Origin of the sequence: Maritimibacter alkaliphilus HTCC2654 (genome assembly GCF_000152805.1) — a bacterium.
Lineage (GTDB): Bacteria > Pseudomonadota > Alphaproteobacteria > Rhodobacterales > Rhodobacteraceae > Maritimibacter > Maritimibacter alkaliphilus.
The window spans coordinates 759,322-784,518 of sequence record NZ_CH902578.1; the positions used below are offsets into that span (position 1 = coordinate 759,322).

Below are 25,197 nucleotides of genomic sequence, written 5' to 3' on the forward strand. Positions count from 1 at the left end.
TGACCCAGCGGTGCGCGCCCAAGGGCGCGCGCTTGGGGAGCCTGAAATCTCGGGAGATTTCAGGCGGAATGAGGGGCGCTGCCCCTCAAACACCCCGAAGTATTTCTGAAACGAAGAAGAACGGGACCACGCGCGTTCTTTTCGGGCGGCTTCAGCCGAAATGCTCGCCCGCCTCGCCCGGCGCCATGCGGATCAGGCGTGAGGTCTTGACCCCGGCCTGCCGGTGTTTCATCGCCTCACGATAGGCCGGGTCTTTTATCATTTCGACGAAGGCGTCGACCGAGGGGTATTCGGCCACGAAGCAGAAATCCCACTGCTCGTCCTGCGGCCCGATCAGCATGAATTCCATCTTCCCGGACCAGACGATCCGCCCACCGACACGTTTGAAAATCGGCCCGCTTTCGCGCCCGTAGGCCTCGTAGGCCTCGAACCCCGTCGAGGTGCGCCCATCGTCGTAGGTGGCGATCTCTTTCATCTTGACGAGGTTCAGCATGTGGATCGGCCCGTCGCGGTCGATCCCTCGGAACTCAGCGAAGGCATCGCCTTCGAAGCCAGTGTAATCGGTCATGTCATCCTCCCTGCCCCGACCGTAACACCGGGAACGAAAAAGGCCGCCCCGAAGGGCGGCCCGTCACGCAACGTCACGCTGCGCTCATTCGTTGTCGAGTTCCTCGACCGCTTTTTCGAGCTCTTCCTTGGAGACCTCTTTCTCGGTCACCTCGGCTTTTTCCGCGATGTGGTCGACGACCTTGTCCTCGAACAGCGGCGCCTGAATCTGCTGGCGCATCTGCGGGTTCTGCTGCACGAAGTCGAAGAACTGACGCTCCTGCCCCGGATACTGACGCGCCTGGTTCATCACGGCCTGCGTGAACTCGGCATCCGTCACCTGAACTTCGGCCTTCTGACCGATGTCGGCCAGCACGAGGCCAAGGCGCACGCGGCGTTCGGCCAGTTTCTGGGCGTCGTCGCTCACCTCGATCTCGGGGTGGTCGTGGCCGTGCACGTCGGGGTTTTCTTCGTGCCACAGCTGATGCGCGATCTGCTTGGCCTCGGCCTCGACCAGCGACGGCGGCAGATCGAAGGACACCTTGCCGTCGAGCGCGTCGAGCAGGCTGCGCTTCATCACCTGACGGGCGGCACCGGCGTATTCGGCTTCGAGACGCTCGGTGACCTGCGTTTTCAGGGCTTCGAGGTTCTCGGCACCGTATTTCTGGGCGAGGTCATCGTCGATCTCGGCCGCTTTCGGCTCTTTCACTTCCTTGATCGTGCAGGAGAACACGGCTTCCTTGCCCGCAAGGTTTTCCGCGCCGTATTCTTCGGGGAAGGAGACGGTCACGTCTTTCTCTTCACCGGCCTTCACGCCAACGAGCTGCTCTTCGAAGCCCGGGATGAACTGGCCGGAGCCGAGCACCAGCGGGAAATCTTCGGCCGAACCGCCGTCGAAGGCTTCGCCGTCGATCTTGCCGACGAAGTCGAGCACGACCTGATCGCCGTCCTTGGCTTTCGAGCCTTTCTTGCGGTCTTCGAAGTTCTGCGCGTTCTCGGCGAGGTTCTTCAGCGCGTCGTTCACCTCGTCGTCCGAAGCCTTGACCACCAGACGCTCGAGCTTGATGTCGCTCAGGTCGACGTCGGGGATGTCGGGAAGCGCCTCATAGGTCATTTCGACCTCGACGTCGTCGCCTTCTTTCCAGTCCTCGTTGGTCATCTTGACCTCGGGCTGCATCGCCGGGCGGTGGCCGGTTTCCTCGAAATGCGCGTTCATCGCACCATCGACGGCTTCCTGCATCGCCTCGCCCATCAGGCGCTGGCCGAAGTTCTTTTTCAGAAGCGCCATCGGCACCTTGCCCTTGCGGAAGCCCTTCATTTCCACTTCGGGCTGCGCTTCGGCAAGCTTTTCGTTGACCTTCGCGTCCAGATCGGAGGCAGGCACCACGATCTTGTAGCCGCGCTTGAGGCCTTCGTTCAGGGTCTCGGTAACGCTCATCTTCGGTTCCTTCATAGGCAAACAGGGCGCGCGCACGCGCCCCCGGAAATTTTCACGCCCTTCTATTTGCGCGATGCGGGGTGTGCAAGCGGTTTGCCCGCGAATTCGCCGCCGGACCTGTGACACGCAAAAGGCCCCCGCCAATGGCGAGGGCCCCATGGGTCACGATGCGACAGGGCGTCAGCCGCGATCGTCGACCAGCACGTCGTAGCTGCCGTCGGCCTTGGCATAGATGCCGATGACATTCTCGGCCTCATAGCCGCTTTCTTCGAGGGCCGCCGAAAGCTCTTCGTTGGCTTCGATGTCGGCGCTCCAGTCGCCCTCCATCGACGCCATCGCATTGTCGAGCGCCTGCGCGTTGCCCGAGGCGTTGCCCTGAATTTCGGACAGGGCCATCACGTCGATCGTGGCGTCTTCGCCGATGTCGTCGAAGTTCACATCGGCGTTGGCGCCGGTCTGGATCGAGGACACGATGCGACCGTAGTTCCAGTCGCCCGACTTGCCCGGTGCCTCCATGTCGTCGCCGCCTTGGGCCACCACATCGGCATTGCCGGTCACCTCGCCCGCGACGCCGCTCTTGCCCGGCGCATCGCCAGCCGAGACCGAGCCGTTACCGCCCGCATTGGCCGAGATCGACCCGTTGCCGCCGCCGACATCGGCCGAGACGCCGCCGCCGACATCCGCGCTGACGCCCTGGGCCAGTGCCCCGGTCGCGACGGTGCCTGCAAGCAGGGCTGCGAGGGTGATGGATTTTTTCGAGTTGGTCATTGGATTTCTCCTTTGCTTCGGGCGCATCGCTGCGCCTTTGGTGAGGGGCCAATGAGGGGGGAGCGGTTTGGGTTCCTATCGATTTCGCCCTGTCGGAGCGGTCGGAACTTTCCCGCCGCATCCGACAGCGCCGCGCAGCGAACGACCGCCGATTTTTCACGCAGGTCTTCACAAGGCTGGAACACACGGCGAGTGCCGGAGGGCCCGGTCCGGCGCATTGCTTTGCATGAGAATTGAGTGGTGCGGGTGAAGGGACTCGAACCCCCACGCCTCGCGGCGCCAGAACCTAAATCTGGTGCGTCTACCAGTTCCGCCACACCCGCACGGGCGTGGATTTAGCATCACGCATTCGCGCTGGCGAGAGGCGATTGCCGCCTTTTCGACAAATTTTCTTGGCGCTTAACCCTTTGTTTGGTTAGGGTGAGGGAAAACAAACAGGCAAAATTGAGCAGGTAAACCATGACCCAGATCATGTCTCGGGTCGCGCAGGGACAGCCCCTTCGCGTCACCCTTCCCCTGTGCCGTTCAGGCCTTGGCCTTGGCACCAATGTGATGACGGCGGACGGGGCCATTCCCGTCGAGTTCCTGACCCCCGGCGACCGCATCGTGACGCGCGACGCGGGCCTGATCGACCTGACCGACATCGCCGTCAGGACCGTTCCCATGGGCGACCTTGTCCGCATCCGCCCATCGGTCCTAGACGAGGTCGGCGACGGGCGCGATCTGGTCATTTCGGCGCGCCAGAAGGTGCTGATCCGCGACTGGCGTGCGCAGGCGATGTTCGGCAAACCCGCCGTTCTGGTCGAGGCGCGCAAGATGGCCGACGGGGCCTATTTCACCCATTTGACCGGCGCTGCGCCGATGCGGTTGTTCCAACTGACGCTCAAGGGCGGTACGCATCTTATGCAGATCGCGGGCGGCATGGTGGTCACATCCGTCAAGACCCCGAAAAAGGTAACCGTGTCAAAGGGCTGACCTTCGCCGGCCCAATGACGGGCACGGTCACGTCAACGGCAGTTCGGTGGTGAACTTGATCTCTTCCATCGACAGAAGCGCGGTGACGTTGAAGATCTTCACCTCGGAAATCAGCGCCTGATAGAACTCGTCATAGGCCCGTGCGTTTCGGACCCGGACCTTCAGGATGTAGTCGATCTCACCGGCGAGGCGATGCGCCTCCATCACCTCGGGCCGCGCCTTGAGCGTGGCGAGGAATTTTTCCTGCCAGTGCGCCTCGTGCTCGGAGGTGCGGATCAGCACGAAGAAACAGGCCTCGAACCCCAGTTTTTCGGCGTCCACGATGACGGTCTGCGCACCGATCACCCCCGCCTCGCGCATCTTGCGAATCCGGTTCCAGACCGGGGTCTTGGACGAGCCGACTTTGCCCGCGATCACGTCCAGAGACTGGCTCGCATCCGCCTGTAGTTCGCTGAGAATTTTCCGGTCGATGTCATCCAGCCGTAACGTCATTCTGCCATGCTCCCGTTTCATGGGCCAATCATCCCGACTGACTTCGGACTTGGAACGAATGTTCTTATTCGCCCGCCCTACTGGCCCGGAATTGGGACAATGTCCTATATTCTGCATAAGCGAAAGCCAAGATACGACGAGGCATAACATGGCCAAACGTTTCCAGCCCGGAATTGTCAGCGCGAACGACCTGCTGTCGGGCGCCGTCATCTACCTTGCCGCCGACGGCAAGTGGGTCTCGACCATGTCGGGAGCCGAATTCATCACCGACGAAGAGCGCGCAGCCGAACGCCTGTCGCTCGCCGAAAGCCAGCCCGAGATCGCCGTGGGCCCCTACCTCGCGCCCGCCGACAACTCGGACAACGGCCCGGTGCCCAATCACTTCCGCGAAAGCTTCCGCGCCGCCGGCCCCTCGGCCCCGGCCCGCAAGTCCTGGGGGATCGCCTGATGCTCGACGCACAAAGCAACCCGACCCGCACCTACCTCGACCGCCGCGTCGAGGAGTTTCGCGCACAGGTTCAGCGCCGCATCGACGGCTCGCTGACCGAGGACGAGTTCCGCCCGCTGCGCCTGATGAACGGTCTTTACCTGCAACTGCACGCCTACATGCTGCGCGTGGCCATCCCCTATGGCACGCTGAACGCCGATCAGTTGGACGTGCTGGCCGAGATTTCCGAGCGGTGGGACCGGGGCTATGGCCACTTCACCACGCGCCAGAACATTCAGTACAACTGGCCCAAGCTGCCGGACGTGCCGGACATGCTCGCCCGTCTGGCCGACGTGAACCTGCACGCGATCCAGACCTCCGGCAACACGATCCGCAACGTGACCGCCGATCCGCTGGCGGGTGCCCATGCCGACGAGCTGATGGACCCGCGCCCGGTGGCCGAGCTGATCCGCATCTGGTCGACCGACCACCCGGAATACCAGTTCCTTGGCCGCAAGTTCAAAATCGCCGTGACCGGCAGCCCGAACGACCGCGCCGTGACCAAGGCGCACGATCTGGCCGTTCGCATCGTCGAACGCGACGGTGAGGTCGGCTATCAGATCATCGTCGGTGGCGGCCTTGGCCGCACGCCGGTCGTCGGCAAGGTCATCCGGGACTTCCTGCCGCAGGCCGATCTGCTGCCGTATCTCGAAGCGGTTCTGAGCGTCTACAACCTCGCCGGTCGGCGCGACAACAAATACAAGGCGCGCATCAAGATCACCGTCAACGAAATGGGGCTCGAGGAATTCTCGGCACTGGTGGACGAGGCGTTCGCCCGCATCCGGCCCGAATTCAAGGGCGCCGATCAGGACCTGCTGGCCGAGCTTCAGGTGGCGTTCGAGCCGCCCGCCCTGCCCGCACGCGACACCGACGCCTATGAGGCCGCCCGCGCAGCCGATCCGGTGTTCCGGTCGTGGAGCGACATCAACCTGCGCCCGCATTTTCAGGACGACCACGCGATCGCGATGATCTCGCTCAAGCCGCACGGCGGCGTGCCGGGGGATGCGAGCGCGGATCAGATGCGCCTCGTCGCGGCTCTGGCCCGCAAGTTCGGCAACAACGAAATCCGCGTGACGCAGGAACAGAACCTCGTCTTGCCGCATGTCGCCAAGGCCGACCTGCCCGCGCTCCACGCCGAACTCAAGGCCGCCGGGCTCGCCACCGCGAACGTCGGGCTGGCATCCGACATCATCGCCTGCCCCGGTATGGATTACTGCGCGCTGGCGACGGCGCGCTCGATCCCCATCGCCCAGCAGATCGCCGAACGGCTGGAAGATTACGAAGTCGAGGTCGGCGAAATGGCGATCAAGATTTCGGGCTGCATCAACGCCTGCGGTCATCACCACCTGGGCGACATCGGTATCCTCGGTCTCGACCGGGCCGGCGTCGAAAACTACCAGATCACGCTCGGTGGCGACGCCGGGGCCGACCTGAAGATCGGCGACAAGACCGGGCCGGGCTTCGGCTATGACGAGGTGACCGACGCGATCGAGCGCCTGATCCTCGCCTATCTCGACCTCAGGGCCGAAGGCGAGCGGTTCAGGGACACCATCGCGCGGACAGGCTCCGAGCCGTTCAAGGCCGCGCTCTATGAAGAAGAGGGGAACCGAGATGCCGCTTGAAGCCTTGGCCTTTCCCGACCGTCACGATCTGGCCCGCCGGATCAATGACAGGTTCGACCCGATGGACGCGCAAGGCGTCGTCGAAGCCGCGCTGACCGAAAACGGCCATGTCGCGCTGGTGTCGTCCTTCGGCACCGAATCCATCGTGCTGCTCGACATGGTGAGCCGTGTCGACCAGACCGCGCCGGTGCTGTTTCTGGAAACCGGGATGCTGTTTGCCGAAACGCTCGACTACCAGAAGGACGTGGCGCTGATCCTCGGCCTGACGAACGTGCAGATCGTGCGCCCGGCGCCCGAGGATCTGGCGGCGAAAGATCCGTTCAACCGCCTGCACATCGGCAACACCGATGCCTGCTGCGACATCCGCAAGGTTCTGCCGCTGGAACGGGCGCTGACGCCCTTCGACGGCTGGATCACGGGCCGCAAACGCGCCCACGGCGGGCAGCGCGCGCAGCTCGACCTTGCCGAGGTCGAGGGCGACCGGCTCAAGTTCAACCCGCTGGCCTATTGGTCGGGGCAGGAATTGCGCGACTACATGAAGGCGCACGGCCTGCCGAACCACCCGCTGACGGCCAAGGGGTTCCAGTCGGTCGGCTGTGCGCCCTGCACCTCGGCCACCAAGCCGGGCGAAGACCCGCGCGCGGGCCGCTGGCGCGGTTCGGACAAGGAAGAATGCGGAATTCATTTCATCGACGGAAAGGCGGTGCGCGGATGACTCGGATCGTAACCGACAAGGGCTTCGGCCAGGACGATTTCACCGGCGGCTTCGTCGCGCTCGAAGGGATTTCGGCCGGCGCGGGCTGTGACGATTGCGGCATCGACCTGTCGCCCTCCGACGACCTGAACGCCCATCGCGACCTGTTGCTGAACGCCCGTGCGATCCGCATTTCGTTCGGCTCGTTCGCCGACGGTCGCGGCTTCACCACCGCCAAGTCGCTGCGCCTCATGGGCTACACCGGGCGGCTGCGGGCGGGTGCGGGCCTGATCGCCGATCAGTATGCGATGGCGCGCCGGGCGGGCTTCGACGAAGTCGAGATCACGGACGAGCTTGCCGAACGCCAGCCCGAGGGCCAGTGGCTTTTCCGGGCCGACTGGCAGGCCTATGACCATCAGTCGCGGCTGCGCGGGTAGAAGCGCAGCCGAACCTCCTGTATAGCCTGACGAGAGGACGGGGGCGCAGGCCCCCGCATTGCTTATGAATGACGTGACCCCAGTGACCGAAGCCCAGAAAATCAAACCCGTCCCGACCCTGCCCGACGCCCAGACCGTGACCGAGGTCAAACACTGGACCGATCGGCTGTTCTCGTTCCGCTGCACGCGCCCCGCGTCGATGCGGTTCCGTTCGGGCGAGTTCGTGATGATCGGCCTGATGGGCGACCCGGACCCGAAAACCGGCAAACAGAAACCGCTTCTGCGGGCGTATTCCATCGCGTCGCCCTCGTGGGACGAAGAGTTGGAGTTCTATTCGATCAAGGTGCAGGACGGTCCGCTGACCTCGAAACTCCAGCACATCCAGCCGGGCGACGAGATCATTTTGCGTCCCAAGCCCGTGGGCACCCTGGTGCATGACGCGCTGCTGCCCGGCAAGCGCATCTGGTTCTTCGCCACCGGCACCGGCTTCGCCCCCTTCGCCTCGCTCCTGCGCGACCCGCAGACCTACGAGGATTATGACGAGGTCATCATCACCCACACCTGCCGTGAGGCGGGCGAACTGGTCTATGGCGCGGAGCTGATCGAGGGCATCAAGAACGACGAGTTGCTGCGCGAACTGATCGGTGACGAGAACCTCGCCAAGCTGAAATACTACCCGACCACGACCCGCGAAGAGAGCCCGAAGATGGGGCGGATCACCGATCTCATGCGTTCGGGCGAGGCTTTCACAGATCTGGGTGTCGAGCCGCTCAACCCCGAGACCGACCGCGCGATGATCTGCGGCAACCTCGCCTTCAACCTCGAACTGAAGGAAATGCTCGAAGACTACGGGCTTGAGGAAGGGGCGAACTCCGACCCCAAGCACTATGTCGTCGAAAAGGCATTCCTCGACTGAGATCGCCCGACAGGAACATGAGCAATCCGCCGCAAGCAATTGTGGCGGCTTGTTTTTTATTCCAGCCCCAGCGCCGCCTCGATTTCCTCGATCACGACCGGGACCAGTGCGTCGTCACGGGCGGCGGCGTCGATCTTGGTGGCGAGCGAGGCTTTCTGCACGTCGTCCAGATCGCTGTCCTGAATGAAGGCCTTTACCGCGTCCGCTTCGAAAGCCTCCGGTGTCAGGTAGTCGGCAAGCGTCATCGGCTCAGGCTCCGGGGCGGGTTGCGGCACTGGCGCGGGGTCGGGCGCGACGGTCGCTTTCTCCTCCACCACCTCCTCGGCGGTTTCGGCTGCCGTTTGGGCCACGTCAGCCGAGGTCCGGGCGCTCTCGGCGGCGTCTTGGGCCGTGCTCATGTCCCCGTCTTCCGCTGCGGCCCGGGCCGCTTCTGCGGCGTCCTGCGCGTTTTGGGCGGCCTCCTGCGCGGTCTCTGCGGCGTTTTCGGCGGCCTCAGCGGCGTCGACGTCACCCGCACTCTCGGCGTCTTCCACCGCAGCCTCGGCCTCCTGCGCGGCGTCCAGCGCCGCGTCTGCGGCGTCCTGCGCCGCTTCGACTTCGCGGTTGGTCCCGTCCGCGGCCGCGTCGGCGGGTGTTTCCGGGTCCGCCGCTTCCATCGCCTCTTCGACATCGGTGGCGATCCGTTCGGCCTCGTCTGCGTCGCTTGGGGCATCGGCTGCCGCAGCCGCTTCGCGCGCCTGTTCGGCGGCCTCGGTCGCCGCAGCCTCGGTCTCGTCCATCGGTTCTTCGGCGACGGTGTCCGCCGTGGCGTTCTCCACCGCTTCCTCCACGATGTCGCCTGCATCCTGCGCCGCCTGTTCGACCCCCGTCGGATCGCCCTGCTGCGCGTTCCAGACATAGCCGCCGACGACGACCACCGCGCCCACGACGAGCACCATCACACTGCGGTTCATTTCGACCTTCCTTTTCTCAGCCGGCATCTTCCGGCACACCATGATAGGCGGGTCGCGGGCAAAACCGTCAAGCTCCTAAAATATTTGGCCCTCTTCCCGCAGATATCGGCTTGAAAGCCCACCGGGCCGGCCTTAGGTTCTGGCCCCAAACTTTCCTGCCAACGAACGAAGGAATTCAACCATAGCCCGTAGACCCCACAACGCGCCGCCAACGCGCGATACCGGCCCCCGAGTGAACGAAAAGATCAGGGCCCCTGAAATTCGACTGATCGGTGCCGAAGGCGAAAACGTCGGCGTCGTGTCCCCGCAGCGGGGCATGGAATTGGCCGAACAAGCCGGTCTCGACCTCGTCGAAATCTCTCCGAATGCGACCCCGCCGGTCTGCAAGATCATGGATTTCGGCAAGTTCAAATACGAGACCCAGAAGCGGGAAGCGGAAGCGCGCAAGAAGCAGAAGACCATCGAGGTCAAAGAGGTCAAGTTCCGTCCGAATACGGACGTGCACGATTACGACGTGAAGATGAAGAACGTCGTGAAGTTCCTTGAAAAAGGCGACAAGGTGAAGGTCACGCTCCGCTTCCGGGGCCGCGAGATGGCGCACCAGAACCTTGGCCGCGACCTGCTGGAACGGGTCGCCGAGGACGTGAAGGAAATCGGCAAGGTCGAGAACATGCCGAAGATGGAAGGCCGCCAGATGATCATGATGATCGGGCCGCTGACCAAGTAACGCCGCCCATCATGGCGTGAGAAAGCCCTGCCGATCCGGCAGGGCTTTTTCGTTGGTCATTCGCCTTCTTGTGCGAGGCCCGCGTAGCGGATGCGCGTCAGTTGCGCGACCTCGCGTTTCCACGTGGTCAGATCCTTGGGCGAGAACTTGGCGAGCGCATCGTGACCGCAGGCGCGTGCCATCACCTGCATGAGTTGCGTGGATGCGCCGAAGAACCGGGCGAGCTTGGCGGCACCGACCTCGACGTCGAGCCGTTTGCGGAGCTCCTCCTTCTGCGTGGCTACGCCGGTCGGGCAGTTGTTCGTGTGGCACATCCTTGCGCCCACGCAGCCGACCGACTGGATCGCGGAATTGCCAAGCGCCACGGCGTCGGCCCCGAGCGCCAGCGCCTTGACGAAATCCTCCGGCACCCGCAGCCCGCCCGTGACGACAAGCGTGATTTCGCGCCCGGCCTTTCGGTCCAGATGCGCCCGCGCCCGGGCGAGTGCCGGGATTGTCGGGACCGAGATATGGTCACGAAAGATCAGCGGCGCCGCCCCCGTGCCGCCCCCGCGCCCGTCGAGGATGATGTAGTCGGCGCTGGCCGCCAGCGCGAAGTCGATGTCGTCCTCGATATGGTTGGCGGACAGCTTGAACCCGATTGGGATGCCGCCCGAGCGTTCCCGCACCTCGTCGGCCATCTTTTTGAAGTCCTCGGGTGTATCGAGGTCCGGGAAGGTCGCGGGCGAGACCGCGTCCTGCCCTTTTTCCAGCCCGCGCACTTGGGCGATCTTGTCGGTGACCTTGGAGGCCGGAAGATGCCCGCCGGTGCCCGTCTTGGCCGCCTGCCCGCCCTTAAAATGGAACGCCTGAACCATCTCGGCGATCTCGGGCGACCAACCGAACCCGGCGGAAGCATATTCGTAGAAGTAGCGCGAGTTTTCGGCCTGCTCCTCGGGAAACATACCGCCCTCGCCCGACGCGATGCCGGTTCCGGCGGCTTCGGCCCCCTTGGCAAGCGCGATCTTGGCCTCGGGCGACAGCGCGCCGAAGCTCATGTCGGTGACGAAGAGCGGGATGTTCAGCATCAGCGGCTTTTTCGCGCGCGGGCCGATCACCGTTTCAGTCGCCACATGGGCGTCGTCCATCAGCGGTTTTCGGGCCAGTTGCGCGGGCAGGATCTGGATATCGTCCCAGAGCGGCAAGTCCTTGCGCGGAACGCCCATCGCGCCGACCTCGCCATGTTGGCCCTTCAGCCCGTTCTTCGCCATGTCGTGAATGCGCGCGACGGTCGGCTCCTCGGGTGTGGGTTCCGCCTCGGGCGCGCCGTCCCCGTCGTTCACGGGCGACGGGTCGCCCGGTTCGAGATCGTCGTCCAGCTTTGCATGGGTGCCGTCGCAATAGGGCTGATCCCCCGTCGCCTTGCACCGGCACAGATAGGCCGTGCCGCTTTCCTCGGCTGTGAAGCCGACCGGCGTGATCCCGGTGCCCTTGTGGGAACCGTCGCAGAAGGGTTGGTTCTGCGACCGCCCGCAGCGGCACCAATAGTATTCCTTGCCTTCTTCAAGCTCCACTTCGGCGGGGGATTTAGCGGCGATGATCGGGACCTCGTCCTTTTCCATCTGGCTGACCTCTCTGTTTGAATTCCTTTATTCGACTACGCATGAAAAGGGCGCGAGGATCAAATCCTCGCGCCCAAATCCTTGATCTTTCAACCGCTTATTGCAGGAGCGGCGTGATGTTGCGGACGTTGGCCCGGCGGTTCTGCCGCTCGGCCTCCGAGGTCACGATCTTAAGCTCGCTTTCCCCGTAGCCCTGCGTGATCATGTTCTCGGGCGGAACGTCGAAGTACTCGGTCAGCGCGAGGGCCACGCTTTCGGCACGACGGTCCGACAGGGCCAGGTTATAGGCCGCGCCACCGACCGCGTCGGTATGACCTTCGATCAGGAAGACCGCGTCGGGACGCTCTTCGATGACGCTGCGGATCGCCTGACCCAAAGCGGCCAGCTCTTCCGCCTGCCCCGACCGGATCACGGCCGAGCCGGTGTCGAAGGTGATCGCATCCACCTCGATCACGGGGGCGAGGTCACGCACGCCCGAGAACTGACGCACCTGACGCAGCGAATAGGTGCGGCCCGGATCGCGGTCCATCGAAGCCATCAGGGCCTCGCGCAGCGCCGCCTCGTCCGAATCCGACGCGCGGATGTCGTCGATCGGCTCATAGTCCTGCACGTCCTGCTGGCTGACAGGTTGCGCCTCGACGGTATCGTCGAACAGCACGTACTGGTCGCCGTTCGGCATGACGCGGGTCCGCTTGAGCACGGTGCCGTCCGCGGCACGAATGGTCACGATGCGCACGCCGTTGTCACGCTCGACGACCGTGCGGGTCGAACCGTCGTTGTAGGACTTGGTCGAGACAACGACGCCCGGCTGACGCAGGATCGTGTCGTCGTTCTTCAGCACCTGATAGGTGCCATCGGGGTTCTGAACGACGATGCGGTCACCCGAGTTCGACACGATTTCCTTGCCATTGGCGAGGATGGTGCCGACGGCGATCCCGCCAAGACCGGCAAGCACGAGCTTTTCGAAATCGGTCAGCTGGCGGTTGAGGCCCGAGCCGTTGTTGTTGCCGCCATTGTTCGACGCGGCAGCTTCCTCGGTCACGGTCGCCGTGGTTTCGAATTCCTCACCCGAGGACCGGGCTTCGGCTTCGGTCACCTCTTCGACGACGACATCGTCATCCGACGCCATGTCTTCGTCCGTGGCTTCCGCCTCGGCATCCGCAGCGGCGGCGGCTTCGGGCGCCTGATCTTCCATCGGCTCTTCGGGGGCTGACGGCGCCTGCGCGGTTTCGGCCGAGGTCTCTTCCTCGATCCGCTCACCTGCGGTCATTTCCTCGTCCGACGCTTCGGCTTCGGCTTCGGCGGTGGCTTCGGCGTTCGCGTCTTCTTCAAGCGCGTCGGCCAGTGCGTCTTCGTCGCTCGCCGCTTCGGCTTCGGCTTCGGCTTCTGCGGTCGCTTCAGCTTCGGCTTCCACGGTTTCGTCTGCCGGCAGCTCTTCGGCCAGCTCTTGCGCCGCGTCGCCGGCTTCCTCTTCAGCCGCGTCCGCCGCAGCTTCCGCGGTGTCGGCCGCATCTTCGGCGGTCTGCTCTGCCGCATCCGCCGCGTCCTCGGCGGTCTGTTCGACGGCGTCGCCAGCCTGTTCGGCGGTTTCCTGAACCGTATCGGCAGCCTCTTCGCCCGCGTCCACCAGATCGTTGGCGAGGTTTTCGACCAGGCCTTCATCGTCGGCTTGCGCTTCGGCTTCCGCTTCCACTTCGGCCTCGGCCTGTGCGTCGGCCCGTCCCGGCGCATCGGCGGCGGGCGTTTCATCGGCCACGTCCTGACCCGGCGCATCCGGCGTCGCGGGTTCAGCGGGCGTTTCCGGTTCCTGCGGCGCGGTCTCGGCCTGCTCGCCTTCCTCCGCCTCGCTGGGCATCAGGGTTTCCTTGGCGAGTTCCATTGCGCTTTCGACCCGCACGCCGTTTTCGGTCACGCAGGGAAACGGTCCGGTGACCGTGCACTCTTCGAGGTTCTCTTCGGCATCCTGAGCCAGCACCGGCGGCGTCATCAGCGCCGTGCACAGTGCGACGACCGAGGTCGATTTCAGAGCGTTCTTGAGCATGTTGTGGTATCTCCGTGTTCTGCCCGAGCCTTGGGCTTCGTTGGCGCATCAACGTCGAAGGTATGGGTCGGGTTCCTAGACGACCTGCAAGAAAATGAGACACCTCAGCGGTAATCCGCTGAAAACACGCGCGTTTAGGCGAAACAAAGAAAAACCGCGCCCCAATGGGACGCGGCGTCGTTTTCAAATGTGGGGCTGGCGTCAGCCCGCCTTCATCACCGCGCGTTTGGTGATGACACCCACAAGGTGCGCGCGGTATTCCGGCGTGCCGTGCAAATCGCCGATCATGCCATCCGCCGGCACCGAGAGCCCTTCGAGCGCCGAGGGGGCGAAGTTGGATGACAGCGCCTCTTCCGCTTCGGTCCAGCGGAACACGCCGCCTTCCGAGGCCCCCGTGACAGCCACGCGAACGCCATTCGCGCCCTTGGTCACGAACACCCCGACGAGGGCGAAGCGCGACGCGGGCTGCTCGAACTTCACATAGGCCGCTTTTTCCGGGATCGGGAACTTGACGGCGGTGATGATCTCACCCTCGTCCAGAGCCGTCTCGAAGAGGCCTGTGAAGTAATTGTCCGCCGCAATCTCGCGATTGTTGGTGACGATGGTCGCGCCCGAGGCGAGCGCCGCCGCCGGATAGCAGGCCGAGGGGTCGTTGTTGGCGAGCGAGCCGCCGATGGTTCCCCGGTTGCGCACATGTGGGTCGCCGATGTGGCCCGCAAGGTCGGACAGCGCCGGGTAGGAGCCGTCCTTGGCGACGTCGGCATGGCAGGTCGCCCCGCCGATGGTGAGGGTGCCGCCCTCGTTCTTGATACCCTTGAGCTCGTCGATGCCCGTCAGGGACACGAGGGTCGAGGGCATCGCCAGACGCTGTTTCAACGTCGGGATGAGGGTCTGACCGCCGGAGAGGGGCTGCGCCTCCTCCCCGCCTAGAGCCTTGATCGCATCGGCCAGCGTGGTCGGCCGTTCCAGTTCGAATGCGTACATGGTGTCGGTCCTTCCTTACTGGTTCATCGCGGCCCAGACCCGCGACGGGCTGAGCGGCATGTCGATGTGGGTGACCTCGGTCTTGCCCGCGCGTTGCAGCGCGTCGACCACGGCGTTCACCACCGCAGGCGGCGACCCGATGGCCCCGGCCTCGCCGCAGCCCTTCACCCCAAGCGGGTTGTGGGTGCACGGCGTCTGGCAGGAGTGATCGACGGCGTAATACGGCACGTCGTCGGCACGCGGCATGGCGTAGTCCATGTAGGAGCCGGTCAGAAGCTGGCCGTCTTCGTCATAGACGCAACCCTCGAGCAGCGCCTGCCCGATGCCCTGCGCGATCCCGCCGTGGACCTGCCCGGACACGATCATCGGGTTCACGATGTTGCCGAAATCGTCGGCAGCCGCGAAGCTTTCGATGGTGACCTTGCCGGTTTCCGGGTCGACCTCCACCTCGCAGGCATAGGCGCCCGACGGATAGGTGAAGTTGTTCGGATCGTAGAACGCCGTTTCCTCGAGCCCCGGCTCGATGTCCTCGAGCGGGTAGTTGTGGGGCACATAGGCCGCGAGCGTCACATCCCCCCAAGCGACCGACTTGTCGGTGCCTGCGACCGAGAACGCGCCATCCTTGAGCTCGATATCCCCTTCGGAGGCTTCAAGCAGGTGGGCCGCGATCTTCTTGGCCTTGTTGATGATCTTCTCGGTCGCGCGCACCATCGCCGAGCCACCGACCGCGAGCGAGCGGGAGCCGTAGGTGCCCATGCCCATCGGGGTGTTGGCGGTGTCGCCATGCACGATCTCGACCATCGACGGGTCGATCCCGATCATTTCCGCGATGACCTGCGGGAACGCGGTCTCATGCCCCTGCCCGTGGCTGTGCGAGCCGGTCATGACGACTAGACCGCCGGTGGCGTTCACACGCACCGTGGCGGATTCGTAAAGACCCGCGCGGGCGCCGAGTTGGCCGACGAGATGCGAGGGCGCGATGCCGCAAGCCTCGATGTAGCAGTTCACGCCGAGACCGCGCAGCTTGCCCTTCTTCTTCGACTCTTCGAGACGCGCCTCGAAGCCCGACAGATCGGCGATCTCTTCCAGCTTGGCCATCGTCGCTTCGTAGTCGCCCGTGTCGTATTCCACGGCGACAGGTGTCGCGTAGGGGAACTGGGTGATGAAGTTCTGACGTCTGAGCGCGATGGGATCGACGCCCAGCTCACGTGCGGCCTTGTCCACCAAGCGTTCCAGCTGGAACGTGGCCTCCGGGCGGCCCGCGCCGCGATAGGCGTCGACAGGCACGGTGTTGGTGAACACGGCCTTGACGTTCACGTAGATGAGCGGCGTCTTGTAGTTGCCCGCCATCAGCGTGCCATGCAGCCATGTCGGAACCGACGGCGCGAAGGTGGAGAGGTAGGCCCCCATGTTCGCGTAGGTTTCCGTGCGCAGCGCGGTGAAGTTGTTGTCCGCATCCAGCGCCAGTTCGATCTTGGTCACGTGGTCGCGCCCATGGGCGTCGGACATGAAGGCCTCAGAGCGCGACGAGGTCCATTTGACCGGACGGCGAAGCTGTTTCGCCGCGAAGGTGCAGAACGCCTCTTCCGCGTAGTGGAAGATCTTGGTGCCGAAACCGCCGCCCACATCTGGGGCCACGACGCGCAGCTTGTGCTCGGGGATGCCCAGCACGAAGGCGCCCATCAGAAGCCGGATCACATGCGGGTTCTGCGAGGTCGTGTAGAGGGTCGAGTTATCGCCCGCCGGGTCATAGTCGCCGATGGCCACACGCGGCTCCATCGGGTTCGCGACAAGGCGCTGGTTCTTCAGCTCCAGCGTGGTGACGTGTGCGGCATTCGCAAAGGCCTCGTCCACGGCGCCCTTGTTCTCTTCCACGAAGCCCCAGTCGTAACACAGGTTCGACGTCAGATCGTCGTGCACCTTGGGCGCGCCGTCCTCGAGCGCCTTTTTCATGTCGATGACCGCGGGAAGCTCCTCGATGTCGGCCTCGATCGCCTCGGCGGCGTCACGCGCCTGATCGAGCGTATCCGCGACCACGGCGGCGATCGGGTCGCCCACGTGGCGCACCTTGCCCTGCGCCAGAACCGGATGGCCCGGCTCCTGCATCGGCTGACCGTGCTTGTCGGTCACCTGCCAGCCGCAGGGCAGCCCGCCGATGCCTTCGAAATCGGCGCCGGTAAAGATGCGGATCACGCCGGGCATGGCGGCCGCCGCTTCGGTGTTCACGCTGTTGATCTTCCCGTGCGCCACGCTCGAGCGCAGGAAATAGACATAGGCCTGTCCGGGCCGGTTGAGGTCGTCCGTGTAACGCCCGGTTCCCGTCAGAAACCGCACATCTTCGCGGCGCTTCATCGGTGCGCCGATACCACCATCTGCTGGCATGGTAATCCTCCCTGGATTGTCGCTGGCTGTGCGCCGTTATTCGGCAGCGATCGACGACACGTCCTGACCGGACGCCGCCATGATCGCCTTGACGATGTTGTGGTAGCCCGTGCAGCGGCACAGGTTGCCCGACAGGTATTCCCGCACTTCGCCCTCGGTGGGCGTCGGGTTTTCCTTCAGCAGCGCCGCGGCGGTCATCACCATACCGGGCGTGCAGAAGCCGCACTGAAGCCCGTGGTGATCCTGAAACGCCTGCTGGATCGTGCCGAGCGAGCCGTCGGCATTCGCCATACCCTCGATCGTCGTCACATCCGCCCCGTCGGCTTCCATCGCGAACATGTTGCAGCTTTTCACCGATGCGCCGTTCACGTGCACCGTGCAGGCCCCGCACTGCGCGGTGTCGCAGCCGACATGCGTGCCGGTCGCCCCGGCGGTTTCGCGAATGAACGTCGACAACAACGTGCGACCCTCGACCGTGCCCGAAACCGAGCGGCCGTTGATCGTCATGGTTACATTCGTCATGAGATCCTCCCTATTGAACCTGTACTAGACCACCGATCCCGGCCTCTGAGAACCGGGTATCTCGATGTAAATCCCTGTTGATTTGGCAATTTTCCGTGACCGATTGCTATAGTCCTAAAGTGTCATCCTCCCCGGGGTTGTTTTCGTGTGGGTATCTCTTTCAACAGCCCGCCGACTCCCATCGCGCCGACCTCGGCGCTGGTCGGCGGATGCCCGGCGGCAAGCCGTTCCAGCACCCAGTCGGCGCCGTTCATCGCGGGCGAGCGGGCGCAGCCCGGCAGGCCGATGACGGGACGCCCATCCCCGAGCGCCCCGTAAAACAACAGGTTTCCGGGGTCGACCGGCATCCCGAAGCGGGTCACCTGCCCGCCGGCCTGCCTGAGGGCTTCGGGGCCGACATCCGCCGGGTCCGACGTGGCCGACGCGGTCAGCACGAGGATCATCGCCGTCTTCACCCCCCTGATGGCGTCGGCGACCGCTTGGGCTTCGTGCGGCACCTGCACGGTATCGGCCAGCGTCATGCCAAGCGAAGTGAGTCGCCCCTCAATAGCCTTGAACCCCTTGCCGGTCTCTTCGCCGGACCCGGCGTCATGGGTGGTGACGATGAGCGTGGCATCGGGCGTCACCACCGGGGCAAGCCGCACCGCGCCGCGCCCCAGCGCCGCCGCCTTGTCGACCGACGCGCGCGCGGCGCCATAGGCGATGACCTTGACCGTCGCGACCATCCCCCCCTCGCCCATCCGGCGCCAATTGGGGACGGTGGCAAGCGTCACCATATCGTCGACCGCGTTCACCGCGTGAAGCCGGTCGGCATCGAGATGCGCCAGCCCGATCCTCGTCGCGTGGATGTTGACCCGTCCGGTGAAAGGCTTCGAGAGCCGCAGCCCCTCGCCCCCGTCCACGAGCGCATGGGCCAGCGTCATCGCCGCCTCGTCCTCACCCAGATCGCCCGGTCCCAACCGCGCGACCGTCACCCGCGCGATGCCCGCTGCGCCAAGCGCCGCCACGTGATCTGTATTCAGCACGGTGCCCTTCTTGAGCTTGCCACCGGGCAAGGCGACCGAATGGGCCAGAACGGCACCTGCGGCCTCGCCTACCGTGACCGCGCCGAACTCCATCAGCCCTGCCTCAGCGCCTGCGTGATCTGCGCCATCACCGAAATCGCGATCTCGGCGGGGCTTTTCGACCCGATATCCAGCCCCACGGGCGCATGAATTCTGGCGATCTGGTCGTCGGAATACCCCCGCGCCTTCAACCGATCCACCCGCTTGGCATGGGTGCGGGTCGATCCCAATGAGCCGAGGTAGAAGCACTCCGACGCAATCGCCGCCTCGATGGCCGGGTCGTCGATCTTGGGATCGTGGCTCAAAGTGACCACCGCCGTGCGCGTGTCGAGACCGTAGTCCGGCAGCACCTCGTCCGGGTAATCCTCGCGGATGTCCTCGCCGGGAAAGCGGTGCTCCTGCGCGAAGGCCCCGCGCGGGTCGATGATAAGCGGATCGTAACCCGCGAGCCGTGCCATCGGCACCAGCGCCTGCGCGATGTGCACGGCACCGACCACGACCATACGCAGCGGCGGGTTGTGGACGGCGACGAAGGTCTGCTCGTCCTCCTCGAACCCCGACCGATCGCCCCGGAACCGTTCGGGATAGTCCTCCCGGCCTACAAGTTTGCGCTCCCACGTCCCGGTGTTCACCACGTAGCCCACCGGCCTGCGCGCCGCGCGCTTGTCGACAAGGTCCGCCAGAACCTCCTCTGACACCGCTTGGCCCACCGGCTCGACCAGCACCCGGATCGTGCCGCCACAGGCCAGCCCGACCGCGAAGGCCTCGTCATCGGACACGCCGAAGGTCAGGAGCCGGGATTTGCCGTCCTCGACCGCTTCCAAGGCCTCGACGATCACCGCACCTTCGACGCAACCGCCCGAGACCGAGCCCTGAATTTCCCCGGTGCCCGACACCGCAAGCTGGCTGCCCACGGGCCGTGGTGCAGACCCCCAGGTCTGGACGACCGTGGCAAGAACCGCGCCCTTCCCGGCGCGATGCCAATCCAATGCCACCTCGGGAAAATCGTCAAACCGGTCCATCAATGGTCCTCCACTCACCCCCGACCCTGCCCCCCGCACCGCACAAGAGCAAGTCCCTCTCTGTGGTCAGCGCCGAGCCTTCGACCAAAGTCTGAGGCGCGGGGGCCAGGCCGCGCAGATTTTGCCAACAGCAACTTGCCCAAGTCCCGCGCCCTGCGTAAACCCGTGCGCATGACCAACGTGCTCGACAAGATCAAGGCCTACAAACTCGAAGACGTGGCTGCGCGTAAAGCCGCCCGGCCCCTGTCCGAAGTCGAGGCCGCCGCCCGCGACGCCACGCCCACGCGCGGTTTCGCCACCCGCCTGCAACAGGCCGCCGATACCGGATACGGGCTGATCGCGGAGGTGAAGAAGGCCTCGCCGTCCAAGGGCCTGATCCGCCCCGATTTCGACCCGCCCGCGCTTGCGATAGCCTATGAGGCCGGGGGCGCCACTTGCCTGTCGGTGCTGACCGACACGCCGTCGTTCCAGGGCGCGGACGAATTCCTCGTGGCCGCCCGCGCCGCGACCACCCTGCCCGCGCTGCGCAAGGATTTCATGTACGACACCTATCAGGTGGCCGAGGCCCGCGCGCTTGGCGCCGACTGCATCCTCATCATCATGGCCAGCGTTTCGGACACGCAGGCCGCCGAATTGGAGGCCGCGGCGTTCCAATGGGGCATGGACGTTCTGGTCGAGGTGCATGACGCCGAGGAACTGGAGAGGGCGGCCGCGCTGAAGTCGCCGCTCCTCGGCGTCAACAACCGCAACCTCAAGACCTTCGAGACCACGCTCGACACCACGCGCGAGCTTTCGAAGATCGCCCCGAAAGACCGCCTTCTGGTCTGCGAATCCGGCCTGTTCACGCCTGACGATCTGGCCGAGATGGCCAAGGTCGGCGCGCGCGCCTTCCTGATCGGGGAAAGCCTGATGCGGCAGGGCGATGTGGAGGCCGCGACCCGCGCGATCCTCAAGGACCCGGTGCCGGCATGAGCGGCAAGCTCACCCATTTCGACGAGGCCGGACAGGCCCATATGGTCGACGTCTCCGCGAAAGAGATCACCGACCGCACCGCCATCGCGACCGGACAGGTCATCATGGAACCCGCCACGCTGGCGCTCGTCATGGACGGCACCGCCAAGAAGGGCGACGTGCTGGGCGTGGCGCGGCTTGCGGGCATCATGGGGGCCAAGAAAACCGCGGACCTCATCCCCCTGTGCCATCCGCTTCCCGTGACCAAGGTCGCGCTCGATGTGGTGCCGGACGAAGAGCTTCCCGGCGTGCGCATCACCGCGACCGTCAAGACCTCCGGCCAGACGGGTGTCGAGATGGAGGCGCTGACGGCCGTCTCGACCGCCGCGCTCACCGTCTATGACATGCTGAAGGCCGCCGAAAAGGGGATGCGGATCGAGGGGATCAAGCTTCTCGCCAAAACCGGCGGCAAGTCAGGCACTTACGAGGCGAAACCGTGATTTCGGTCGAAGAGGCGCTGGGGCGGATTTTCGACCTCGTCGGCCCCGTCGGCACCGAAACCGTCCCGCTTGCCGAGGCCGCGGGCCGCATCCTTGCCAAGACCGTCACCGCCACGCGCGACCAGCCGCCATTCCCGGCCTCCGCCATGGACGGCTACGCCCTGCGCGGGGTCGAGGCCGACCCGGAGGCGCAGTTCAAGGTGATCGGCGAGGCCAAGGCGGGCGAGCGGTTCACGGGCAAGGTGGGTGCCGGTCAGACCGTGCGCATCTTCACCGGCGCACCCGTGCCCGAGGGGGCCGACAGGGTCATCATTCAGGAAGACGTGGACCTGCGCGGATCGCTCATCACGCTGCACCGCGACCTGTCCCCCGGCGCGAACATCCGGCCCGCCGGCAACGATTTCCGCGTCGGTGACACGGTCACGGCCCCGCGCCGCCTGTCGCCCCGCGACGTGGCCCTGATCGCCTCGATGAACGTGCCGCAGGTGACGGTCGCCAGAAAACCCGACATCGCGCTGATCGCCACGGGCGACGAACTGGTCATGCCCGGCGAAGAGCCCGGCCCTGACCAGATCATCGCGTCGAACTCCTTCGGCCTGAAAGCGATGCTGGAGGCCGAGGGCGCGACCGTCCGCCTCCTGCCCATCGCGCGCGACAATGCCGATAGCCTGCGCTTCGTCCTGGGCCTCGCGGCGAGCGCCGATCTGGTCGTGACCATCGGCGGGGCCTCTGTGGGCGATCACGACCTCGTCGGTCCCGTGGCGGCCGAGCTTGGGATGGAACAGGCGTTCTACAAGGTCGCCATGCGCCCCGGCAAACCGCTGATGGCGGGCAAGCTGGGCGATGCCGCGATGATCGGACTTCCGGGAAATCCCGTCTCGGCAATGGTTTGCGGAACGGTTTTCATCCTGCCCGCGCTGCGCGTCATGCTGGGTCTGCCCGCCGCGCCGGTCACGCCCCAAACCGCGACGCTCACCGCCGATCTGGCCTCGAACGGCCCGCGCCAGCATTACATGCGCGCGGTTCTGGACGAGGCCGGGATCGCGGCGATGGACCGTCAGGATTCCGCCCTTCTGTCGGTCCTCGCCACCGCGAACGCCCTGATCGTCCGCCCGCCGAACGACCCGGAACGGGCGAAGGGCGAGATCGTCGAATACCTCCCCCTCTGATTGCATATCGTTGACACGAAACGAGAACACGGGTAGAACTTTACCCGAACAGACCTGTGTGGTCAGAGAACATAACGGGCAGCCGGAGGGCGAACGATGCTGACGAAAAAGCAATTGGACCTGCTGGAATTCATTCACAAGCGCATACAACGGGACGGCGTGCCGCCCAGTTTCGACGAGATGAAAGAGGCGCTTCAGCTTCGCTCCAAATCCGGCATCCACCGCCTTATCACAGCGCTGGAGGAACGCGGCTACATCCGCCGCCTCGCCCATCGGGCCCGCGCGATCGAAGTGACGCGGCTTCCCGATGCGCTCGACCCCTCCGGCAAGGCCGGGTTCGAACCGCGCGTGATCGACGGCGACAGGCCCGACAGCCGCCCGGCGCAGGCCATGCCGCTCGAAGGCAGCGCGATGGACCTGCCGCTTCTGGGTCGGATCGCAGCGGGCACACCGATCGAGGCGATCGAGGACGGGCAGAGCCACGTCTCGGTCCCCGGCGCGATGGTCGGCAACGGCAAGCATTACGCGCTCGAGGTCAAGGGCGACTCGATGATAAACGCGGGCATCAACTCCGGCGACGTGGTCATCATTCGCGAGACGTCGCATGCCGACAACGGCGACATCGTCGTGGCACAGGTCGATGGCTACGAGGCGACGCTGAAACGCTTCCGCCGGGCGGGCGACATGATCGCGCTCGAGGCCGCGAACCCGGCGTTCGAGACGCGCATCCTGCCTCAGGGCCAGATCAAGGTTCAGGGCAAGCTGGTCGGATTGATCCGCACCTACTGACGCGCGATCAGGAGCGGCAGGTCGGACGCGGCGGGCTGGGTCCGCCGCGTTTTCGTCTGGTCCGCACGGGTCCAGGGCCGGTTGCCCGACACCTGAGCGACCGATGTGACGCGCGGACCGTCAGCGGTCAGTGTGATCGCCAGCGCGCCCGTGCGCGCCAGCGCCGCGCGGTCGAGCATATTGCACCCCTCGGGGTAGCGATCCAGCGGCTTGGCGGCGAAAATCACCAGCGCCTCGGACGCGCAGGCCCCCTCGAGCCGGTCCGCCGCGCCACGACCGCTGACCAGTCTCAACGTCAGTCCGGGCAGGTCGAACTGAGGATCGGTCGCCTGCGCCATGCGGGCCGCCGCACTTTCCTGATCCGTGGAATCACCGTCGTTTTCCAGCCAGGATCGGGCCGCGAACCCCTCGCCCCGCGCCTTGGTCAACGCGCGTCCTTCGGCGGTCATCGCCCCGATCAGGCTGCCGGATGGCGAAATCAGCACATCGGGGCGCGTCGCCTGCGTCCACAGGGCCAGCGCCGCGACGACGACGACCGCGCCAGCCGCCCGCCCCGCGCCGCGCAGAAGGATCACCGCCAGCCCGCCGAGCGCGATCATCGGCATCACGGCATCTGGCGGCGCGATCACGTGGCCCACCGCACCGTCGAGCGCGGCCACCTTCTTGGCGACCCAGAGAATCCATTCGATCGGCCAGCGCATCAGGTCCAGCGCGATCCAGCTCAGCCCCAATGGTGCCAGCAGGGCCGCGAGGACCGCGAGCGGCATGACGAGCGTGCCCATCACCGGCACCGACACCACGTTGGCGATCAGGCCATAATGCGCCACGCGGTTGAAGATCGCGGCCGAGAACGGCGCGGTGGCCAGCCCCGCCACGAGGGACGAGAGCACGACCGCGAACACGGGCCGGGCCCATTTCGGGAGCTTGCCGCGCTGCACGTCGCGCAACGCCCCGAACACGAACACGAGCGCGGTCGTCGCGGCGAAAGACATCTGAAACCCGGCCTCGACGAGCGATTCCGGTTTCAGGATCAACAGGATGAGGGCGGCGACCGCCACCGCGCGCAGTGTCAGCGCCCGCCGCCCGACGAGAATCGCGACCAGCATGACGGCGACCATGACGAAGGCACGCGAGGTGGACACGGCCCCGCCCGACATGGCGAGGTAGAACGCTCCGGCGGCCAGCGCCACGACCGCGGCCACCTTGCGCACGTCCATCGACACGCCGACCCCCGGTGTCAGCGCAAGGCCAAGCCGCAATGTGCCGAAGACGAAGCCGACGAGCAGCCCCATGTGCAGCCCGGAAATCGCCAACAGATGCGCAAGGTTCGATGCGCGCAACGCCTCGACCGTCTCCTGCCCCATCGCGGACCGGTCGCCGGTGGTGATGGCGGCGGCGAAAGCCCCGGCCTCGCCCGGAATTTCGGCCTGAACCGCCGCAGAAATCGCGGCCCGGAGCCGATGGATCGGCAAAGCCCGTTCCGCTGGCGCGAGTGCGAGGGCCGGTTTGGTCGTATAGCCGACCGCGCCGATGGACCTGAACCACGCCATGCGCCGGAAATCGAACCCGCCCGGCTCGACCGGCCCTTCGGGGCCGGACAGGTGCGACGTGACGGCGATCCGCATCCCCGGCACGGGATCGACGAACCCCTGTTGGCCATGCAGGGACACGCGAACGCGGTCCGGCACCTTCCACGGCGCCACGTCGTCCAGCCGGACCTGATCCAACGTCAGGCGCACCGCGTCGGACTGGCTTCGGTCGATCACGACGATGCGCCCCTCGACCGGGCCGTAGTAGCGGAAATCGAGCACCGGGGCCGCCACAATGGCCGTGCGCCCCCCGGCCAGCATCAGGCCCGTCATCACGGCGGCCGCGGCAAGGAACGGCAGGCCGACGCCCGGCAGGGCGCTGCGCCCGATCAACCAGCCCGCCATGGCCGCGCCGACCGCCAGCCCGGCGACGACCGCCCAGCCAATGACACCCGGTTCCGTGCGCAGAAGGAAATAGACGCCGATCCCGATGCCCAGAAAGATCGGCGCGAACAGGATCAACCGTCCGCGCAGACGCTCCAACCGTTCCGAGATCGCGCTTGCCATGGGCACACTTGTTCTCCCGCC

Annotated in this window: 24 protein-coding genes and 1 tRNA gene; 11 read left to right on the forward strand and 14 right to left on the reverse strand. The window is 65.5% G+C overall.

The window, feature by feature from the left end; translation table 11 throughout:
* Positions 1 to 151 precede the first annotated feature (151 nt).
* From RB2654_RS04865 to RB2654_RS04880, 4 genes are all read right to left on the reverse strand, one after another.
* On the reverse strand, positions 152 to 568 hold the full coding sequence (locus RB2654_RS04865; RefSeq protein WP_008329134.1) for a DUF1330 domain-containing protein: 417 nt from the start codon (positions 566 to 568) through the stop codon (positions 152 to 154).
* An 84-nt stretch (positions 569 to 652) separates the two neighbouring features.
* Positions 653 to 1,984 (reverse strand): trigger factor, encoded by a 1,332-nt coding sequence (tig, locus tag RB2654_RS04870; protein ID WP_040884408.1) that lies wholly within the window; start codon positions 1,982 to 1,984, stop codon positions 653 to 655.
* Between the two features lie 180 nt (positions 1,985 to 2,164).
* Entirely contained in the window at positions 2,165 to 2,752 is a 588-nt protein-coding gene (locus RB2654_RS04875; RefSeq protein ID WP_008329137.1) for a hypothetical protein, read from the reverse strand.
* 238 nt (positions 2,753 to 2,990) lie between these two features.
* Positions 2,991 to 3,075: transfer RNA gene (locus tag RB2654_RS04880), tRNA-Leu, on the reverse strand.
* A 136-nt stretch (positions 3,076 to 3,211) separates the two neighbouring features.
* Here RB2654_RS04880 and RB2654_RS04885 point away from each other — a divergent pair.
* Positions 3,212 to 3,727 (forward strand): Hint domain-containing protein, encoded by a 516-nt coding sequence (locus RB2654_RS04885; protein ID WP_008329139.1) that lies wholly within the window; start codon positions 3,212 to 3,214, stop codon positions 3,725 to 3,727.
* A 27-nt stretch (positions 3,728 to 3,754) separates the two neighbouring features.
* Here RB2654_RS04885 and RB2654_RS04890 read toward each other — a convergent pair whose 3' ends face one another.
* Entirely contained in the window at positions 3,755 to 4,219 is a 465-nt protein-coding gene (locus tag RB2654_RS04890; protein ID WP_008329141.1) for an Lrp/AsnC family transcriptional regulator, read from the reverse strand.
* 148 nt (positions 4,220 to 4,367) lie between these two features.
* Here RB2654_RS04890 and RB2654_RS04895 point away from each other — a divergent pair, with 148 nt between their 5' ends.
* From RB2654_RS04895 to RB2654_RS04915, 5 genes are all read left to right on the forward strand, one after another.
* Positions 4,368 to 4,667, forward strand: a complete 300-nt coding sequence (locus RB2654_RS04895; RefSeq protein ID WP_008329143.1) for a DUF2849 domain-containing protein — start codon at positions 4,368 to 4,370, stop codon at positions 4,665 to 4,667.
* On the forward strand, positions 4,667 to 6,328 hold the full coding sequence (locus RB2654_RS04900; RefSeq protein WP_008329145.1) for a nitrite/sulfite reductase: 1,662 nt from the start codon (positions 4,667 to 4,669) through the stop codon (positions 6,326 to 6,328). The genes RB2654_RS04895 and RB2654_RS04900 overlap by 1 nt, the downstream gene beginning before the upstream one ends.
* A complete protein-coding gene (locus RB2654_RS04905; protein WP_008329147.1) occupies positions 6,318 to 7,043 on the forward strand; it encodes a phosphoadenylyl-sulfate reductase in 726 nt (241 codons plus the stop codon). Before RB2654_RS04900 ends, RB2654_RS04905 begins: the two co-directional genes overlap by 11 nt.
* Entirely contained in the window at positions 7,040 to 7,459 is a 420-nt protein-coding gene (locus tag RB2654_RS04910) for a DUF934 domain-containing protein (RefSeq protein ID WP_008329148.1), read from the forward strand. Before RB2654_RS04905 ends, RB2654_RS04910 begins: the two co-directional genes overlap by 4 nt.
* 64 nt (positions 7,460 to 7,523) lie before the next feature.
* Positions 7,524 to 8,375, forward strand: coding sequence for a ferredoxin--NADP reductase (locus tag RB2654_RS04915; RefSeq protein ID WP_008329149.1), 852 nt, complete (start codon positions 7,524 to 7,526; stop codon positions 8,373 to 8,375).
* A 56-nt stretch (positions 8,376 to 8,431) separates the two neighbouring features.
* On the opposite strand, the gene RB2654_RS22285 is transcribed toward RB2654_RS04915, so the two are convergent.
* Positions 8,432 to 9,328, reverse strand: a complete 897-nt coding sequence (locus RB2654_RS22285) for a hypothetical protein (protein ID WP_050771934.1) — start codon at positions 9,326 to 9,328, stop codon at positions 8,432 to 8,434.
* 232 nt (positions 9,329 to 9,560) lie between these two features.
* Here RB2654_RS22285 and infC point away from each other — a divergent pair, with 232 nt between their 5' ends.
* Positions 9,561 to 10,055: a translation initiation factor IF-3 gene (gene infC, locus RB2654_RS04925; protein ID WP_008329151.1), complete on the forward strand. Its 495-nt coding sequence runs from the start codon at positions 9,561 to 9,563 to the stop codon at positions 10,053 to 10,055.
* A gap of 56 nt (positions 10,056 to 10,111) precedes the next feature.
* Here infC and RB2654_RS04930 read toward each other — a convergent pair whose 3' ends face one another.
* The 7 genes from RB2654_RS04930 to RB2654_RS04960 all read right to left on the reverse strand — a co-directional run bounded on the left by RB2654_RS04930 (position 10,112) and on the right by RB2654_RS04960 (position 19,671).
* On the reverse strand, positions 10,112 to 11,656 hold the full coding sequence (locus RB2654_RS04930) for a glutamate synthase-related protein (protein WP_008329168.1): 1,545 nt from the start codon (positions 11,654 to 11,656) through the stop codon (positions 10,112 to 10,114).
* Positions 11,657 to 11,753: 97 nt separating this feature from the next.
* A complete protein-coding gene (locus RB2654_RS04935) occupies positions 11,754 to 13,697 on the reverse strand; it encodes an OmpA family protein (RefSeq protein ID WP_008329170.1) in 1,944 nt (647 codons plus the stop codon).
* 201 nt (positions 13,698 to 13,898) lie between these two features.
* Positions 13,899 to 14,681, reverse strand: coding sequence for an FAD binding domain-containing protein (locus tag RB2654_RS04940; protein ID WP_008329172.1), 783 nt, complete (start codon positions 14,679 to 14,681; stop codon positions 13,899 to 13,901).
* 15 nt (positions 14,682 to 14,696) lie between these two features.
* Complete coding sequence (locus tag RB2654_RS04945; RefSeq protein ID WP_040884414.1) at positions 14,697 to 17,063, reverse strand: xanthine dehydrogenase family protein molybdopterin-binding subunit; 2,367 nt, start codon at positions 17,061 to 17,063, stop codon at positions 14,697 to 14,699.
* 36 nt (positions 17,064 to 17,099) lie between these two features.
* Positions 17,100 to 17,585 carry a (2Fe-2S)-binding protein gene (locus RB2654_RS04950; protein ID WP_040884415.1) on the reverse strand — a complete coding sequence of 162 codons (486 nt, stop codon included), beginning with the start codon at positions 17,583 to 17,585 and terminating at the stop codon, positions 17,100 to 17,102.
* Between the two features lie 122 nt (positions 17,586 to 17,707).
* Positions 17,708 to 18,703, reverse strand: coding sequence for a molybdopterin-binding protein (locus tag RB2654_RS04955; protein ID WP_008329178.1), 996 nt, complete (start codon positions 18,701 to 18,703; stop codon positions 17,708 to 17,710).
* Positions 18,703 to 19,671 carry an XdhC family protein gene (locus RB2654_RS04960; protein ID WP_008329179.1) on the reverse strand — a complete coding sequence of 323 codons (969 nt, stop codon included), beginning with the start codon at positions 19,669 to 19,671 and terminating at the stop codon, positions 18,703 to 18,705. Before RB2654_RS04960 ends, RB2654_RS04955 begins: the two co-directional genes overlap by 1 nt.
* A 171-nt stretch (positions 19,672 to 19,842) precedes the next feature.
* On the opposite strand from RB2654_RS04960, the gene trpC reads away from it, so the two are divergent.
* The 4 genes from trpC to lexA all read left to right on the forward strand — a co-directional run bounded on the left by trpC (position 19,843) and on the right by lexA (position 23,080).
* Entirely contained in the window at positions 19,843 to 20,643 is an 801-nt protein-coding gene (gene trpC, locus RB2654_RS04965) for an indole-3-glycerol phosphate synthase TrpC (RefSeq protein ID WP_008329180.1), read from the forward strand.
* Positions 20,640 to 21,122, forward strand: a complete 483-nt coding sequence (moaC, locus tag RB2654_RS04970) for a cyclic pyranopterin monophosphate synthase MoaC (protein ID WP_008329181.1) — start codon at positions 20,640 to 20,642, stop codon at positions 21,120 to 21,122. The genes trpC and moaC overlap by 4 nt, the downstream gene beginning before the upstream one ends.
* Positions 21,119 to 22,291 carry a molybdopterin molybdotransferase MoeA gene (locus tag RB2654_RS04975; RefSeq protein ID WP_008329182.1) on the forward strand — a complete coding sequence of 391 codons (1,173 nt, stop codon included), beginning with the start codon at positions 21,119 to 21,121 and terminating at the stop codon, positions 22,289 to 22,291. The genes moaC and RB2654_RS04975 overlap by 4 nt, the downstream gene beginning before the upstream one ends.
* 96 nt (positions 22,292 to 22,387) lie before the next feature.
* On the forward strand, positions 22,388 to 23,080 hold the full coding sequence (gene lexA, locus RB2654_RS04980) for a transcriptional repressor LexA (protein WP_008329183.1): 693 nt from the start codon (positions 22,388 to 22,390) through the stop codon (positions 23,078 to 23,080).
* On the opposite strand, the gene RB2654_RS04985 is transcribed toward lexA, so the two are convergent.
* Positions 23,074 to 25,176 (reverse strand): ComEC/Rec2 family competence protein, encoded by a 2,103-nt coding sequence (locus RB2654_RS04985; protein WP_008329185.1) that lies wholly within the window; start codon positions 25,174 to 25,176, stop codon positions 23,074 to 23,076. The genes lexA and RB2654_RS04985 overlap by 7 nt on opposite strands.
* Between the last annotated feature and the right edge of the window lie 21 nt (positions 25,177 to 25,197).

Excerpts from the sequence above, each read along its gene's own strand:
- RB2654_RS04900 (WP_008329145.1), top strand. The coding sequence starts at position 4,667 with ATGCTCGACGCACAAAGCAACCCGACCCGCACCTACCTCGACCGCCGC.
- RB2654_RS04985 (WP_008329185.1), bottom strand. The coding sequence starts at position 25,176 with ATGGCAAGCGCGATCTCGGAACGGTTGGAGCGTCTGCGCGGACGGTTG.
- trpC (WP_008329180.1), top strand. The coding sequence starts at position 19,843 with ATGACCAACGTGCTCGACAAGATCAAGGCCTACAAACTCGAAGACGTG.
- RB2654_RS04915 (WP_008329149.1), top strand. The coding sequence starts at position 7,524 with ATGAATGACGTGACCCCAGTGACCGAAGCCCAGAAAATCAAACCCGTC.
- RB2654_RS04955 (WP_008329178.1), bottom strand. The coding sequence starts at position 18,703 with ATGGAGTTCGGCGCGGTCACGGTAGGCGAGGCCGCAGGTGCCGTTCTG.
- RB2654_RS04930 (WP_008329168.1), bottom strand. The coding sequence starts at position 11,656 with ATGGAAAAGGACGAGGTCCCGATCATCGCCGCTAAATCCCCCGCCGAA.
- RB2654_RS22285 (WP_050771934.1), bottom strand. The coding sequence starts at position 9,328 with ATGAACCGCAGTGTGATGGTGCTCGTCGTGGGCGCGGTGGTCGTCGTC.
- RB2654_RS04885 (WP_008329139.1), top strand. The coding sequence starts at position 3,212 with ATGACCCAGATCATGTCTCGGGTCGCGCAGGGACAGCCCCTTCGCGTC.
- RB2654_RS04940 (WP_008329172.1), bottom strand. The coding sequence starts at position 14,681 with ATGTACGCATTCGAACTGGAACGGCCGACCACGCTGGCCGATGCGATC.
- RB2654_RS04910 (WP_008329148.1), top strand. The coding sequence starts at position 7,040 with ATGACTCGGATCGTAACCGACAAGGGCTTCGGCCAGGACGATTTCACC.
- RB2654_RS04945 (WP_040884414.1), bottom strand. The coding sequence starts at position 17,063 with ATGCCAGCAGATGGTGGTATCGGCGCACCGATGAAGCGCCGCGAAGAT.
- tig (WP_040884408.1), bottom strand. The coding sequence starts at position 1,984 with ATGAGCGTTACCGAGACCCTGAACGAAGGCCTCAAGCGCGGCTACAAG.
- RB2654_RS04960 (WP_008329179.1), bottom strand. The coding sequence starts at position 19,671 with ATGGACCGGTTTGACGATTTTCCCGAGGTGGCATTGGATTGGCATCGC.
- moaC (WP_008329181.1), top strand. The coding sequence starts at position 20,640 with ATGAGCGGCAAGCTCACCCATTTCGACGAGGCCGGACAGGCCCATATG.
- RB2654_RS04875 (WP_008329137.1), bottom strand. The coding sequence starts at position 2,752 with ATGACCAACTCGAAAAAATCCATCACCCTCGCAGCCCTGCTTGCAGGC.
- RB2654_RS04895 (WP_008329143.1), top strand. The coding sequence starts at position 4,368 with ATGGCCAAACGTTTCCAGCCCGGAATTGTCAGCGCGAACGACCTGCTG.
- RB2654_RS04950 (WP_040884415.1), bottom strand. The coding sequence starts at position 17,585 with ATGACGAATGTAACCATGACGATCAACGGCCGCTCGGTTTCGGGCACG.
- RB2654_RS04935 (WP_008329170.1), bottom strand. The coding sequence starts at position 13,697 with ATGCTCAAGAACGCTCTGAAATCGACCTCGGTCGTCGCACTGTGCACG.
- RB2654_RS04865 (WP_008329134.1), bottom strand. The coding sequence starts at position 568 with ATGACCGATTACACTGGCTTCGAAGGCGATGCCTTCGCTGAGTTCCGA.
- RB2654_RS04905 (WP_008329147.1), top strand. The coding sequence starts at position 6,318 with ATGCCGCTTGAAGCCTTGGCCTTTCCCGACCGTCACGATCTGGCCCGC.
- lexA (WP_008329183.1), top strand. The coding sequence starts at position 22,388 with ATGCTGACGAAAAAGCAATTGGACCTGCTGGAATTCATTCACAAGCGC.
- RB2654_RS04890 (WP_008329141.1), bottom strand. The coding sequence starts at position 4,219 with ATGACGTTACGGCTGGATGACATCGACCGGAAAATTCTCAGCGAACTA.